12 protein-coding genes and 1 pseudogene are annotated in these 15596 nt (G+C 56.7%); 2 read left to right on the top strand and 11 right to left on the bottom strand.

All coding sequences use genetic code 11. The annotated features are described in order from the left end of the window. Nucleotides 1–95: 95 nt before the first annotated feature. Nucleotides 96–3119 carry a D-2-hydroxyglutarate dehydrogenase YdiJ gene (gene ydiJ, locus NHU87_RS13820; protein WP_253549186.1) on the bottom strand — a complete coding sequence of 1008 codons (3024 nt, stop codon included), beginning with the start codon at nt 3117–3119 and terminating at the stop codon, nt 96–98. 158 nt (nt 3120–3277) lie between these two features. On the opposite strand from ydiJ, the gene NHU87_RS13825 reads away from it, so the two are divergent. Further along, a complete protein-coding gene (locus NHU87_RS13825) occupies nt 3278–4162 on the top strand; it encodes a LysR substrate-binding domain-containing protein (protein WP_253549188.1) in 885 nt (294 codons plus the stop codon). Nucleotides 4163–4178: 16 nt separating this feature from the next. Here NHU87_RS13825 and NHU87_RS13830 read toward each other — a convergent pair whose 3' ends face one another. From NHU87_RS13830 to NHU87_RS13875, 10 genes and pseudogenes are all read right to left on the bottom strand, one after another. Beyond that, a complete protein-coding gene (locus tag NHU87_RS13830) occupies nt 4179–5723 on the bottom strand; it encodes an amidase family protein (protein ID WP_253549190.1) in 1545 nt (514 codons plus the stop codon). Nucleotides 5724–5878: 155 nt separating this feature from the next. Next, complete coding sequence (locus NHU87_RS13835) at nt 5879–6760, bottom strand: glycine betaine ABC transporter substrate-binding protein (RefSeq protein ID WP_253549192.1); 882 nt, start codon at nt 6758–6760, stop codon at nt 5879–5881. A 54-nt stretch (nt 6761–6814) separates the two neighbouring features. Beyond that, the gene (locus NHU87_RS13840; protein ID WP_253549194.1) at nt 6815–7471 is read right to left on the bottom strand and encodes an ABC transporter permease; all 657 of its coding nucleotides are present in this window, start codon (nt 7469–7471) and stop codon (nt 6815–6817) included. A 14-nt stretch (nt 7472–7485) separates the two neighbouring features. Then, nucleotides 7486–8484 (bottom strand): ABC transporter ATP-binding protein, encoded by a 999-nt coding sequence (locus NHU87_RS13845; RefSeq protein ID WP_253549196.1) that lies wholly within the window; start codon nt 8482–8484, stop codon nt 7486–7488. Beyond that, nucleotides 8481–9170 (bottom strand): ABC transporter permease, encoded by a 690-nt coding sequence (locus NHU87_RS13850; protein ID WP_253549199.1) that lies wholly within the window; start codon nt 9168–9170, stop codon nt 8481–8483. Before NHU87_RS13850 ends, NHU87_RS13845 begins: the two co-directional genes overlap by 4 nt. 336 nt (nt 9171–9506) lie before the next feature. Then, nucleotides 9507–10502 (bottom strand): GlxA family transcriptional regulator, encoded by a 996-nt coding sequence (locus tag NHU87_RS13855; protein ID WP_253549201.1) that lies wholly within the window; start codon nt 10500–10502, stop codon nt 9507–9509. Between the two features lie 199 nt (nt 10503–10701). Continuing rightward, nucleotides 10702–11676 (bottom strand): alpha/beta fold hydrolase, encoded by a 975-nt coding sequence (locus NHU87_RS13860; protein WP_253549203.1) that lies wholly within the window; start codon nt 11674–11676, stop codon nt 10702–10704. A gap of 35 nt (nt 11677–11711) precedes the next feature. Then, complete coding sequence (locus NHU87_RS13865; protein WP_253549205.1) at nt 11712–12605, bottom strand: amidohydrolase family protein; 894 nt, start codon at nt 12603–12605, stop codon at nt 11712–11714. Nucleotides 12606–13065: 460 nt separating this feature from the next. Then, nucleotides 13066–13658, bottom strand: a pseudogene (locus tag NHU87_RS13870) (NADPH-dependent FMN reductase). Beyond that, complete coding sequence (locus tag NHU87_RS13875) at nt 13655–14509, bottom strand: sterol desaturase family protein (protein WP_253549214.1); 855 nt, start codon at nt 14507–14509, stop codon at nt 13655–13657. The pseudogene NHU87_RS13870 and the gene NHU87_RS13875 overlap by 4 nt, the downstream one beginning before the upstream one ends. 67 nt (nt 14510–14576) lie before the next feature. Between NHU87_RS13875 and NHU87_RS13880 the strand changes: the two genes are divergently transcribed. Then, a complete protein-coding gene (locus tag NHU87_RS13880) occupies nt 14577–15539 on the top strand; it encodes an AraC family transcriptional regulator ligand-binding domain-containing protein (protein ID WP_253549216.1) in 963 nt (320 codons plus the stop codon). Nucleotides 15540–15596 lie beyond the last annotated feature (57 nt).

The raw sequence follows: 15596 nt of genomic DNA on the forward strand, positions 1-15596 counted from the left end.
CAACACTGCTGAAAACCCGCAACGCCTCCCTCTGTGGAGGCGTTGTGGTTTTTCTCCTTTCACACGTTAGCGACTCACAAGACTCGCAAGCGCCCCTACTCGCCGCGCGCATGCTCCAACACCACTTCCAGTGGGTGGCGCAGTTGCTTGTTGGCGCGACGCTTTACTTGACTGCGACAGGAGTAACCGGTTGCCAGTGCTTCTCCCGTCTTGTCCAGCTTGCCGGCCCATGACTGCTCGAAAATCGTCCGCGAGGTGTCCTGGTTGCGCGCTTCATGGCCGTAGGTTCCGGACATGCCACAACAGCCAGTCGCCTCCGTCACCAACTTGAGTCCAAGCCGGGCAAACACGGCTTCCCATTGCGAAGTACTGGCCGGCACATTGGTCTTCTCGGTGCAGTGCGCCAACAAACGGAATGTCTGGGTAGCGGGATGCGGGTTTTCGGGCAACACATCGAAAAGCCACTCCTGAGGGAGCAAGACTTTGGGGCAATCATTGAGCCCCGGCACTTTCTGATATTCCTGGCGGTAGACCAGCGTCATCGCCGGATCCAGACCCACCAGCGGTACTTCGCAGTCGGCCAGCGCCTTGAGTTGACTGGCGTTACGGATCGCCGCTTTGGCGAAGGCGCCGAGGAAGCCCTGTACATGCAAAGGCTTGCCGTTGGCACTATAGGGCGCCAGAAACACCCGATAGCCCAACTGATGCGCCAACTGGATAAAGCTCGCCAGCAACGGGGTTTCGAAGTAACGGGTGAAAGCGTCCTGCACCAACACCACGCTGCGCTGACGTTGCGCGACGGTAAGCTCGCGCAGGGCTGGCACGCTGGCGACAACCACCTTGCAGCGGGTCAACGTGGCCTGCAAGTCGTAACGGTTGATCAGCGGGCTGTCGAGCATGCCGACGTGTCGCTCAAGCAAGCGGCTCATCCATTTTGAGCCCATTACCGCGTTGTACAGGCCCGGCGCGTAGGCCATGTAAGGAATGGTGAACTCCAGCGAGCCGATCAGGTAATCGCGAAGCGGACGTTGATAGCGACCGTGGTACAGCTCCAGAAAACGTGATCGAAATTCCGGAACGTTGACCTTGACCGGGCATTGCCCCGCACAGGATTTACAGGCCAGACAGCCCGCCATCGCGTCGTACACCTCATGGGAGAAATCCGCCGCGCCGCGCGAGCGCGCCAGGTTATTGCGTAACCGCGCGGGCAACCCGCTCAACCACGACAATTTGCCCCGCGCCGCTTCCAATACATCGATATTGGCCGCGCCTTGCAGACGCAACCATTCGCGAATCAATGACGCCCTGCCCTTGGGCGAATGCTGGCGTTCACGGGTAGCTTTCCACGACGGGCACATTGCATCGTCGGGATCGTAGTTGTAGCAAGCGCCGTTACCGTTGCAGTGCACAGCGGTGCCGAAACTTTGCCAGACGCGCTCGTCGATTTGCCGGTCCAGCTCACCGCGCAGCGTCACTTCGTTAACCTTGAGCAAGCCTTGGGCGGCATCCGGCGGCGTGCAGATTTTGCCGGGGTTGAGCTGATTGTGCGGGTCGAACGCGCCCTTGAGCGATTGCAGCGCGGGGTACAGCTCGCCAAAAAACTCAGGAACATATTCCGAACGCAATCCCTTGCCGTGCTCGCCCCACAGCAAACCACCATAACGCCGGGTCAGCTTGGCCACGGCATCGGAGATTGGCTTGACCAGCGCGGCCTGGGCCGGGTCTTTCATGTCCAGCGCCGGGCGCACATGCAACACACCGGCGTCGACGTGCCCGAACATGCCATAGGCCAGGCCATGGCTGTCGAGCAAGGCGCGGAACTCAGCAATGTAGTCGGCCAGTTTCTCCGGCGGCACGGCCGTGTCTTCAACGAAAGGCTGCGGGCGAATCTCGCCTTCGACGTTGCCCAGTAGCCCGACCGAGCGTTTACGCATGGCGTATACGCGGGTCACCGCTTCGGCACCTTCGGCCAACGTGTGGCCCAGCCGCTCGATCGTCGTGTCGGCCTGCAGATGCGCCACGAACGACGCCACGCAAGCGTTCACTTGCGTCAGGTCTTCCCCACTGAATTCCACCAGATTGATACCCAGCGTCGCGCGCTGGGCGTCCGTCGGGAAATACTCGGCGACGCTGTGCCAGACAATATCTTTCATCGCCAGCATCAACACTTTGGAGTCCACGGTTTCGATGGACAGCGGCTTGTGCGCCAACAGCGCATTGGCGTCGCGCAGAGCATCCATGAAGCTGCCGTAGCGTACGTTCACCAACACCGAGTATTTGGGGATCGGCAGCACATTGAGCTTGGCTTCGACGATGTAGCCCAACGAACCTTCCGCACCGCACAGCACGCTATTGAGGTTGAAGCGTCCGTGCTCGTCACGCAGGTGCGCCAAGTCGTAACCCGTCAGGCAGCGGTTGAGCTTGGGGAACACCGACTCGATCAGGTCGGCCTGGGTTTCCTGAATGTGCCGCGCGGTGCGGTACACCTCGCCGATGCGGCCGGGCTGCGCGCACGCCACCTCCAGCTGCGCGTCGGACAGAGGCTGGCTGTGCAGGCGCTCACCGCCGAGCAGTACGCTGTGCAGTTCCAGCACATGATCGCGGGTCTTGCCATAGGTGCAACTGCCCTGGCCGCTGGCGTCCGTGTTGATCATGCCGCCCACGGTGGCGCGGTTGGAGGTCGACAGCTCCGGGGCGAAAAACAATCCATGAGGCTTCAGCGCGGCATTCAGCTGGTCCTTGACCACGCCCGCCTGCACCCGCACCCAACGCTCGGCGACGTTGATTTCGAGGACGGTGTTCATGTGCCGCGACAGGTCGACCACGATGCCATCGGTCAAAGACTGGCCGTTGGTCCCGGTGCCACCGCCCCGCGGGGTCAGCTTGATCTGGCGAAAGCGTGGTTCGGCCATCAATGTCGCGATGCGCACGATATCGTCCGCGTCGAGGGGGAACACCGCCGCTTGCGGCAGACGCTGGTAAATCGAGTTGTCGGTCGCCAGCACGGTCCGAGTGGCATAGTCGGCACTGAGCTGACCGCGGAAGCCGCTGGCACGCAGGGCTTGCAAAAATTCCGGGTACTGTGCCGCGGGTTCAACGGTCGTCAACGGGGCGATCATCACAGGATGGTCTCTTGTAGGTCTAATCACGGAAAAATCAAAACACTTGTCGCCTGAGCATTAATAGGTCAGCCTCAGGTCGTCGGCTGCGCCAATGATCCTGCAGTCTCTGGTGCCGAACAAACGGATAATCCTGTCGCTATCGATGACTTTTACGAATGAATTACCGCCACCTCACCCCCTCGATGTCGTTGCTGCTGGCCTTTGAAGCCGCCGCCCGACATGAAAGCTACACCCGCGCCGCGATGGAACTCTCGCTGACCCAAAGCGCCGTCAGCCGGCAAGTTCAGGCGCTGGAGCAGCAACTGGGCCTGACGCTGTTTCGCCGTGAAGGTCGGCAGGTGCAGTTGACCGATGTCGGTCGTCTTTATCAGCGGGAAATGACCGAAGCGCTCGGACGCATCCGTAGCGCCACGTTGCAGGCCATGGCTTATCAATCAGGCAGCGGCACGTTGCGCCTGGCCACATTGCCGACCTTCGGCTCGAAGTGGTTATTGCCGCGCCTTCATGACTTTTACAAAAGCCATCCTGGCATGCTGGTCCACATCAACTCCCGGATCGACGCCATCGACTTTGAAACCAGCGGTATTGATGCCGCGATCGTCGTCGGCAATGCTGATGTACCGGGCCTGATCAGCCATCGGCTGCACGCAGAAGAAATGATGGTGATCATTTCGCCGCAGGCAGCCCAGGCCCATGACGACTGGACACCGGAGCGCATTGGCGGGCAGATACTGCTCAATGTCGCGAACAATCCCAACGTCTGGGGCGAGTGGTTCAGCCACCACGGCTTGCCCCATCGAATGATGCGCCTGGGGCCCAGTTTCGAACTCACCTCACACTTGATCCAGGCCGTCAGAGCCGGCATTGGAATAGGTCTGGTGCCGCGTATTCTGGTGGCCGACGAATTGGCCAGCTCAGAGCTGATCAGCCTGGACCTGCCCTTCGCCAGTCAGCGCAGTTACTACCTGACCTACCCGCCACGCAACGAAATGCTGCCGTCACTGATCGCGTTCCGTACCTGGTTGCTGGAACAGATATGAACGCCCGGCAGAATGATCACCGCCCGAGGAAGGCGTAGCCAAAACCCACTACCTTGGCATCTTCGCCGTAGCCGCCCAGGAACGAAACACCGACAGGCAGGTTGCCCTTGATGGTGCCTGCGGGAACCGTGATCTCGGGAAACCCCGTGGCGGAGGCAATGTACGACGACGCATAGGTGTCACCGGATGTGCAGACGTAACTGTCATCGGTCACGCCGTGAACCACCGAAGCCGGGCAATTGATGGTCGCGAAGAACAGGCTATCTACGTTGTTCTTCTTCATGATGTCCATCAGTTGCGCGCGCAACTGCGGGATCTTTCTGGAGAGGATGGAGATATACAGCGGCGAGTCGGTGCTTGCGCCATTCGATACCGCTTCCAGCCCGGCCAGGCGTGCCGGGTTCATTCCATGCGGGCCGTTTTCAGCCTGATTTTTCCTGGCCAGATCGAGAAACTGCGCCAGCGTTCGAGGTTGGCTGGCGTTGAGGGTGGCCAGGTAGCGTTCGAATTGCGGTTTGAATTCACTCTCTCCAACGGGGCCCAATACATCGCTCCATAGCGTTTCAAACGCCTTGGGAAGGTCGATGGAGACCACATGAGCACCGCGCTTGCCGAGGGTTTCCTGCGCCGTTTTAAAGACCGCATCCACCTCCGGGTTGGCGCCTTTGAAGTTAGTGATCACGCCAATGGTTTTGCCTTGCAGCGAAGAACGGCTCAGCGCTTGCTCAAACTGTATTTTGTCTGCCGCAAGGTCAAGGGTCGCCGAGTCGCTTTTGTCCTGTCCCTTGATCGCATCCAGCACGATGGCCTGATCCAGCACACTGTTTGTAATCACTCCACCGGTATCGAACGCGAGAGAGAGCGGAATAATACCGCTGCGACTGATCAGACCCAGCGAGGGTCTGAAGCCCACCGTACCGGTGACGCTGGCGGGCGCGCGGATCGACCCGCTGGTATCCGACCCCAGCGCAAAGGGTGCAAACGCTGCAGCGACGGAGGCGGCAGAACCGCTGCTGGAGCCAGAAGCGTCACGCTTGGTGTTTCTGGGATTCAGCGTTTGGCCGCCAAACGAGCTGTAGCCAAACCAGCCAAAGGACGCTGCCAGTTCCGACAGATTGGCTTTGCCGAGAAGAATCGCTTGCCCGTCGATCAGCTTCTTGACGGCGAAGGCATCCTGGCTCGGCACCGACGAACGCAGTACGTAGGATCCACCCGAGGTGACCATACCTGCGGTGTCAAAGTTGTCCTTCGCTACGAAAGGAATGCCCGCCAGCGGTGCGTACTTGGCATTGGGGTTTCTGGCGCGTTCGGCATCCCATTTCCTGGCCTGTTCGATCGCCTGATCATTGAGGGTCACCAGCGCATTGATGTTTTGACCCTGATGGTTGTTCGCGCGAATGTTATCCAGATAGTGCCTGACCAGTTGCTCGGAACTGAGGGTCCCGTTATTCAATGCCTGACGCATATCGGCGAGGGTCATGCGGTCGATACCGTCATCCGCCTGAGCACTTGCCGCCAGTACCAAACACGAACAAGCCACGAACTTTTTATTCAACTGCATGGGTAATTTTCCTAGTGGGTACAGGCGAACGGAATGAGCTCGCAGCTCATGTGGGTGCGAGGGAGTGGGAGGCAGAGGTAAAAAAAGCCGGCGTTATTCTGCCGGCCCTGGAAAGTTCTGAAGGCAACGTGGAAGATCGCAGCCTACGGCAGCTCCTACAGCAACTTGTTTTTCTGCAAAAATTCCTTGGACACACTCTCGATAGACTCACGGCCGACGTCGACCCGAGAATTGAGACCCGCAATGGTGTCGTCGTCCAGTTTGGAGGAAAGAGCGTTGAGCAATTCGCCGATTTTCGGGTTCTCGTTAAGGACTTCGGTACGAATCACTGGCGTCAGCGCATAACTTGGGAAAAATCCTTTGTCGTCCTTCAGGACAATAAAGCCGAATGCCGGAATCCGCCCGTCAGTCGACAGCACCAACGCCACATTCACCTGACCATCCCTGAGCGCCTGATAGGTCAATCCGCCGTCCATCCGGATGACGTTTTTACGCTCGAATTCAAATTTGTACGTATCTTGAAGCGGTTTCAAGCCATCAGGGCGCGAAAAAAACTCAGCGTTAGAGGCGAACTTATAGGCTTTGCCTGTTCCGATATTTTTTGCCAGATCGCTGATCGAGACGATCCCGTCCTTATCGGCCTCCTCCTTGCGCATGGCAAAGGCATAGGTGTTGTTGGCTTTTGATCGGTTCAGCCACGTAATGCCCTTCTGTGCATCAAGCGTGCTGATCCTCTTATACGTTTCGTCAGCATCAAGTTTGTCCAGGACTTTGTTGTAAGTAATCAGCGAAGTGCCGGTGTATTCCCAATACACATCAACCTGACCGTTTTCTTGCGCAGCGCGTAATACAGATGACCCCAAGTCAGGGCGCTTATCGACGCTGTATCCATTGGTGCGCAGCAATTGAGTCGTCATTTCAGCAACCAGTTGCTGTTCTGTAAACTTCTTGCCGCCGACCACAATCGTGCTGTTGGCAGAAGCACTGCCCACGACACCTGAAACAAGGCCAAGGCTAAAGATCAGACTGGCTAGCATTCGATAAATCATCATGCACCTCATATTATTGGTTTAGGTCTATGGTCTTCAGATTCATTCGCGCCCGGCCAACCTCAAGCCCCGTGACACTGCAATGTTTTGAATCAAGCCGCAGCCCAGATCGACTGCAATCGCCAGGAGCGCGGTCGACGCTGCACCGGCCAACATCATGCCGAAGTCATTCAGGTCGATACCGGTAAAGATCAACTCACCCAACCCTCCTCCACCGACCAGAAAGGCAAGCGGCGCAGTACCGACGTTGATGGCGAGCGCCGTACGTATGCCCGCGAAAATCACGTTCATCGCATTCGGAATTTCGACTTTCCACAGTGTCTCCGCAGGCGTCATGCCCATGGCCTCGGCCGCTTCGACCAAGTGTTGCGGCACCGCGCGCAATCCTTCATAGGTGTTGACCGCCACGGGTAACAAGGTCGCGACAAATAATCCGATGATGGCCGCGCCGCTGCCTACGCCGATAAAGCTCATGGCCAATGCCAACAGTGCGAGCTTGGGTATCGCCTGCCCCACATTGAGGAACTGCATAGTTGCCATGGCGTAACGCTGGTTCGCAGGACGGCTCATCCATACGCCCAATGGAAGCGCAACGAGCAGGGCCAGCACCCCACTGATGGCAACGATCTGCAAATGCTGAACCGTCAGGTAGCTGATATCGCCCCAGTAATACTGAAGCCCTTCCCAAAATCTGATCATTAAGTCAGACATCGTCAGTGCACCGCCGGAGTAATATTTTCAACAAGTCGCGCCAGGATGTCGGCCTGGTGGACATAGCCGATGAAGCGTCCGTCGCTGTCGTTACATAACGCCCAGTCCTGGCCGCGACCCAGTAGCTGCGAGAGCACGTGGCGCAGATCATCCCCGGGCTTCACGATCAGTTGCGAGCGCATGGCGATGCCGCTGTTTGCGCCCACGACTTGCATCTGCTCCCGTGGAGGGATCCTGCTGGCGACGTCAGCCGCACGCAGCAAACAGAGTCGTTTCATGATCCTGTCGCTGCCCATGAAGTTCTCCACGAACTCGCTGTTGGGCCTGGCGAGAAGATCATCCGAGCTGCCGAACTGCTCGATTTTTCCGTTATGGAACAGCGCGACACAGTCAGCCATCTTCACGGCTTCGTCGATGTCGTGACTGACAAAAAGCACGGTCTTGTTGACTTGGCGCTGGATGCGCATGAACTCGTCCTGGATCACTTCCCGGTTGATCGGATCGATCGCGCCAAACGGCTCATCCATCAACATCACGGGCGGATCCGCTGCCAGCGCTCGGGCCACGCCCACTCGCTGTTGCTGGCCTCCCGAGAGTTCGCACGGGTATCGCTTCAGAAATTTTGACGGCTCCAGCGCGACGACTTCCAGCAACTCCGCTGCTCGCTTGCGGCTTTTGGTTTTATCCCATCCCAACAGATTGGGGACGACGCAAATGTTTTCCTCTACGGTCATGTTCGGGAACAAACCGACTTGCTGAATCACATAGCCGATCGATCGTTTGAGGGTGACGCTGTCCAGTTCGGACGTATCGCGACCGCCAATTCTGATCGTTCCCGACGTCGGCGTGATCAGTCGGTTGATCATTTTCAAGGTCGTGGTTTTGCCGCAGCCAGACGGCCCGAGCAGTACGCAGATTTGCCCCTCTTCAACGTTGAATGAGACATCTTCTACTGCGGTGATTGAGCCAAATTTCTTGTTCAGGTTCTCGATCTGGATCACGTCGTCGCTTCCTTCATTCGGCCAGTGGCCACTTTGTTCTTGTTCAGGCCTTTTGGCGTCAGGAGGAGCTGCAGGGCGTACAGCGCATAATCGGCCGCAATGGCAATAATGCTGATGACGATGGCTCCGGCTACCAACTGTCGCGTATCAGATTGGGCGATGCCGCGAATAATGAGACTGCCCAGGCCACCGGCGCCGATATAGGCGGCGATTGCCGCGATACCGATATTGATAACGGTCGCCATCCGCACGCCCGCCATGATGAGAGGGACCGCTATCGGTAGTTCAACCTTGCGCAGCCGTTGCCAGGTCGACATTCCCATTCCGATCGCCGCTTCACGCAACGCAGGATCAATGTTGGAGATCGCGGTGGTGGTGTTGCGAATGATCGGCAGCTGGGAATAGAGAAAAAGCGCAATGACCGCTGGCACTACACCGATCCCGTAACCAATCAGGGACAGGGCCGGGATCATCAGCCCGAACAGCGCGGCAGAGGGAATAGTCATCAGAACAGCAGCAAAGGCCAATACCCAACGGCGGGTTCTGGGGTGCTGGGATATTGCGATCCCGACGGGCACGCCGGTCAGAATCGCCAACCCCACCGCGATTGCCACGATGAGAAGGTGTTGTCCGAGTAGCAGGCTGATCAGCCCGCCGTTTTCCAGAATGAAACTCAAGGTTTCCATGGTTGTTAGGCCTTCTTCGCGTCATTGTTGTTTTTGCCGGCTGTGCATCTGGAAGTGGACGCCGGATTTGTAACGAACCTTACCGCGCTCCTGAACCGAGCCTGAGCTTTGAGTTCGACGATTTCTATCAAAAAACCGACGTCCCGAGGCCCGCCAGCGTGCAGTGCAATGTGAAGGGTCGAGCGAGGAAGGAAGTATGCAGGATCGCCGAATTATCAAGGCTCGCCAGAGCGTACCTCCTGTCGGGCCAAGTCATTAGCTTGCTATGCGGTTTTGTAGAGAGAGGGTTTTTTCGGCGGATTAGCGTTCGTTGATCGACGCGCTCGGTGACTGCAATCAGGAATGAGCATCATCAAATTTCCGCCGCTCTTCGCCGGGCGTGCATCCCCACACACGACGGTAGGCAGCGCCCAGATGTGACGCCGAGACGAACCCGCAGCTATAGGCAATGGAAGCAATGGGCTGGGTGCTTTCACGCAGCAATCGGCGTGCTTCGTTAAGCCGGAGCTCAAGATAGAATTTTTTCGGTGTCATCCCGAAGTGCTGATGCCACAACCGCTCCAACTGACGATGCGACAGATTGCATCGGTCGGCGATCTCTTCGATGCCGACAATGTTCTCCAGATTATTTTCCATGAACGCAATGGCGGCCGTCAGCCGCTTATCGTGAATCCCGAACCGCCACTGTATCGACATTCGCTGATGTTCTTCCGGCGCCCTTATCCTTGCGTGCAGAAATTGCTCTGCGATGCTGGCGGCAAGCTGATTGCCATAATCAAGCGCGATTTGCGCCAGCATGAGATCGATGGCCGCCGTCCCCCCCGCACATGTCCATCGGTTTCCATGGTTGACGTACAGCTCTCTGGTGACTTCGATAGTGGGAAACTCTTCCGCAAATTGACCGATGGACTCCCAGTGCAACGTGCAGCGCTTCCCTTCCAGCAATCCGGCTCGGGCAAGAATGAAAGTACCGGTACTCAGTGCGCCGACGGTTATCCCTCGTGCCGCTGCGCGCTGTAAAAAGCGCAGCATCCTGGGTGGTTTCTGATGCTCGATGTCCAGGCTCGCCAACACAAAAACGCGATCAACCTCGGGCGCTTGTTCGACCGGCAGTGTCTGGATCTCGATACCACTGCTGGAGCTGACCGGCCCACCCGCTTCCGTGAGAAGGGTCCACTGATAAAGCGTCTTTCCCGAAAGCCGGTTCGCGGCCCGCAAAGGCTCGCTGGCTCCAGCCAATGCCATCATGGAAAACTGAGGGAGAATGAGCAGCCCGATTCGCTTGGTGGTGTAACCATTCGCAGGTGTCGCTGGTTCACGGGGGCTCGTCATCGCCAGATCCTTATCAGGGGCCGGATCCTTATCAGGGGGCCAGCCGTTCAGACAACACAGCTTAGGCCGGCCTGAGGGCCTGGCTTTGGATTGGCTATGTTAGGGCCCTTGACGGGAAACGTCGCTGGAGGAATGCACCGCGACGCTGGAAATGCTGCAAGACCTCGTTGCGAGGCCTTACAGGATAATGGCGAGCGAATCAGCCGCGCGTGCGAATAGCCTTATCGATGCTCTGGATCATCGATTTGAACACGGGACTGTCGACTTGATTCTGCTGGCCATGTTGCATGTGCGGCATGATCAGCGCGCTCGCACCTGCATCACCCGGATAGTGCCGGTGCAGACGCTCGGACTCCGAGGGCATGTGCAGGGTGTTCTCGGCGCCGTGGATAATCAGCGCAGGCGGGAAGTTTTTTGCGCCTTCCATGGACCGCTCCGGGTCATATGCCACATACGACTTATAGGACTTCGCAGTCACGTGGGTGCAGCCAGGCCAACGGTCAGCACCACCCGCTTCGGTATAGCCGCCCAACTGCTGATCAACATAAGCCTGAGTTTCAGGATCAAGCGGATAATATCCAAGGCGGGTCGCTTCGGTGCCAGTATCAAACGGAGGAATAGGCGCGTCATCCGGGAGTTGGTGAATGGCTGCGTCCGCTACCTCTTTGTCTGCACGCAGGGCTTGCAGCGTGCGGATGTTGGTGTAACTCATCGGCACCCAAAACCGGATCTGCTCACCGCCTGCGGCAGCAAGCTCAGCCACTGCACCGAGGCTGGCCACCGCCCCCATCGCCCAGGATGCGACCACAGGCATCTCACCAAAATTGTCGCGCGCCCATACAACCGCACCGAGGACTTCGTCTTTCTGGTCTTCGAGGGTGACATTGGTGATCACAATGTCACCCGCCTGGACGGTGTTTCGTATGTGCTTGTTGGTAAAAAAGCCCGCCACGTCGTAGGTCATGACTCGATAGCCCCGGGCCGCCAGGGCACGACCGAAAAGCTGACCGTACATCGAGACCCCGCCCGTGAAGCCGGAGTTGAAGACTACGGGTGGAAGTTTGCGGGACGATGCGTCGATTTCTTCTGGTTCGAATACCATTCCCTTGAGACTCAGCGTTTCGTCTCCGTACTTGACAGCAAAGTTGATTTCTTTAGTCGTAATGTTCGTCATCGCTTGATATCTCGAAGTTTGGGTGCGGGCGTAGATCAAATTACCAACTGGCCAGAGGCTCCACGGAGAAGCTGGTCAACAGGAATCCGGGTTTCTGTAGAAACATGATGTGCAACGGCACTAACAAAATTAAAAGCCTGGGACCAATCAAACAGGTCGGAATACGGCACACCGTCGTTGTTGGTTCCAACATGAGGTGCATCGGTTGCTTCCAGGAGAATCTTGTCTGCGCCAACTGTGCGAACAATCTGCACGACAAAACGCGCTGTTTCCTCGGGACTGACAGAAGTGCGATAGCCAGGGCCCTTGAACCACACATTGCCTCGTCTGCTCGCTTCAGTGAGTAGAGCGATATAAGCCGGCTCTGCGGTGCCCCGCTCGCTGTGACAGCTGCCTAGATGATCGATGATGACGCGCACATCGTCAGGGATCTGGCGCAGCACGCGCAGATTGGTCTCTGCTTCTTTCGCGTAGATGTGGAGGTGCTGATGCGGGAGCAGGCGAGCATAAAAGGCAGACCATTGCCCATCACTGAAGCGTGTATCAGCAACAGTTTCAGGCCTTGCATCGTGTAGAACGATTCGAGCGCCGACAACTTGCGGGTGCGCAAGACGTTCTTGTATGGCGTAGGCAGGATCCGCCTTGATCGTTCCTACCAGTTTGATTTCCCCGTAGCGCAGGGGGTTTGCAACCTGGAGACGCTTGAGCTCTTCAAACGAAGCGAATACGTTTTCCGAGTCCGGCAGGATACTGAGGTGCACATTATTGATCACCGCCGGGGCAACTCCGGCAGTGATCAGTTTATCCAGATAAGCGGTAAGCGGATGCGGCTCCGGTAACACATAGGGCAGCGAGCCCGCTACCCGGCGAAGATCTTGCGAAGTGTAAAAATGAACGTGACTATCAATTCTTTTCGTCGAAGGCAGCATGATTATTGTTTCCTGCTTTTGTGCGAAAACAATAATCGTCGTCAGTGCTTCGTCGCTCCCGCCAACTCGACGTGTAGTATCAAAATTTCGCCATGTGCGATTTGACAGGCATGCAGGATCTCAAGACTTTGCCAGTCGCCATTCAAGCGATGGCGAAATTTTGTTGTCGCGACATTCGTCAGTCACCTCTCTTACACCGGAGAAATCGTGGCCAGCGCACCAATCAAAATGGTCAACACCAGAAATCCACCCAGGAAAAATGCCATCTTGCCCATTGGGCCTCCTACGTTATGAGTTTGCGGTGCAGCGGCTACCGCCGCTGCTGACCGTACTGTCATTCTGAGTCGAAGGCTGATCCCATTACAGATGCAGATGGCAAAGGAAAAACCGTATCAGCCGTCCTCCAATGTCGCGGACATGGCGAAGGCTGCGATCTTTTGATCTTCAGCGTCCCTAGCTTTTACATTCCAGTGGAGAACTCTGGCGGGTGTTCAATTGCCGGGCGTACGGTGCGCAAGGCTGCCTCGTATTGACCAAGTATCTGCAACGCCCAGTCGGCACGTGCCCGAATGCGACTATCGTTTTCGTCTGAAGGCTTTTCGCTGTTAAGCATCGACTCTACGTTTCTTATGATGAGTTGTTCGGGCAAATACATGATCCGGCTATTTTTGTAGCTCGATGTGCGTAATTCAGCAATTGGGTAGGCGCCCCCAAGCCCTGCCGAAACGCCTACCAACAGTGCAGGCTTATGCCCAAGTTCGCCGAGCCCTGCGTACAAAAAGAAGTTTTTCAGGGCCGGGCAAGCCATGCCATTCCACTCAGGGCTGATCACGATCAGTCCGTCGCTTTTTTGAGGATGGATTGCTGGGCATTCCAGACTCTGTCGGTGTCTGCTTCTGGCCAAGGCGGTAGCCGACTGGAAGCCAGGTCAATCAGTTCGCTTGAGTCACACAGCTCAAGTTTCTCTAATCGATCGCGCAGATACCTGGCGACCTTGACTGATTGACTGTTTGATCTGTTCGATCCAGACAGCAGAACGATATGACGACTCATCGCGCCACCTTCTGTTTAGCGTTTACCTTGGGTGCGGTGCGGCGGGAACGCACGATGGGCCAGAACAATTCTTCTTTCCAGCTTATCGGTGACAAGTGCTCGATCCCGTAGGCTGGCGGACGCCGACGGGTAATTTTTGCGGTACCGAACAGGATGTCCCAAAGAAATAACAGGTTGCCGAAATTGCCTTTGTAATGGGTAACGCCATCCTCGGCAGTCAAACCGTGATGCGCAGAGTGAGTGGAGGGTGTGGAGAAGGTTCGCTCCAAAACCCAAACAAGTGGGCGTAACGCGCGGATGCGATAAAGTTTGTCGTCCCATGCAACGCTGCTGTGCGCTGCAAAAATTACCGTCATTTTTACAATCAAATAAACATAATAAATGGGAGCAAGACCCAGATAAATCAGCATGCCCGATAGCCAGATACCGGGCATCAGAAGATAGTAGAAGCTGTTGTTGCGATAGACGATGCGTACACTCATATAAGGTGCGGAGTGATGTGCACGGTGCAATGCATACAGTGCGGGAACCCGGTGAGTCAGGCGATGCCACCAGTATTGGGTCATGTCATCCAGCAGTAAAAACAATACAAATCCTGCAATCCACGGGATTCCAGCCAACGCGTCTTTCATCTCCGGTACAGCCTGACTCAGCATCTTGCCACTTAGCCACATGACGAAAGGGAATGTGACCGCCAGTAGTATGCCGGAGCCGACGACTTCAATGAGTACGTCACGTTTGCCGCCTGACGACTGACGAAACGAGGAACAGGCAAGCTCTAGCAAAATGAAGGCAAGGAAAATCCCGGCCACTATCAACGCAGGGTTATTGGCGAGCATTATTGTATTCATGGCACTCTCGATTTAGGCCCTTGCGGGCAATGCCATGTCATTAGAAACCCAGGAGTCAGTCCTCCCAATGCGCGAAATGGACAAAATTGAGCTAGAACCGGCCAATCGCCCGCCCCAGCGCTTTCATCGAGGTCGGCTGGGCCAAGTGCTGGAGCGCTTCCTTGACAGCCAGGTTTCCCGAAAAAGCACGGATTACAGCCTGATCCAGCTGGATCAGCTGTGGCGCGAGGCGGCGCGCATTGATCCGGCGATCGGGTTAAAACTGTTCGCGCTGTTCACGCCTCAGGACTGGCACGTCCTGGCTTATCTTTGCCTGTACAGCCCCGACGTTTTATCGGCTATGCAACTTTGGGCCCGGTACGCACCGCTTGCGTCGGACACAGACAATGTGAAGTTGGTGAATGATGACAATGGCGTCGGAATGGAGTTATGCATCGACGCGCCAAAAGAGTTGGCGCGGTATGTCATCGAACACTACGGCGTGATGGCCATCGCGCAATTGCGACGTGGAACGGGGCAGGATGTGCAGCCGACTCTCGCAAAATTCATGCATTCGCGTCCCTCGTATTACAAGCAATACACCCAGTGGTTTGGCGACCGTATCGAGTTTGACTGCCCGGTGAACTGCTTCTATTTCCATGCGCAAAGCCTGAGCCTGCCGATGCAGACCCGTCATCACGGGATGTTGGAGTTATTGACTCAGGAACTGGATCGACGGATTGCCGCGCATCGCAATTTCAGCGGTTGGTCAGCCAAGGTTGCCGAAGGAGCGCGACGATCTCTGGCGAGAGGTGAAACTCCAAATCTGGACGATCTGGCAAAGGCGCTGCACCAGACACCCAGGACATTACGTAGACGCCTGGAAGAGCAAGGCACGACCTTCAGGCAATTACTCGATCAGATTCGTGCAGAACTGGAACTGCATCTTGAATTGCAAGGCGAGTCGCTGACGGAGATCGCAGCCCAATTGGGATACGGCGATTTGACGGCTTATCTCCATGCCCGAAGTCGATGGCGCAACGCTAAATAATTGGCATCTGCGAAACCGCTGAAAATCAAAAGATCGCAGGCTTCGCCAGCTCCTATG

This window comes from Pseudomonas mandelii (assembly GCF_024138395.1).
Lineage (GTDB): Bacteria > Pseudomonadota > Gammaproteobacteria > Pseudomonadales > Pseudomonadaceae > Aquipseudomonas > Aquipseudomonas mandelii_E.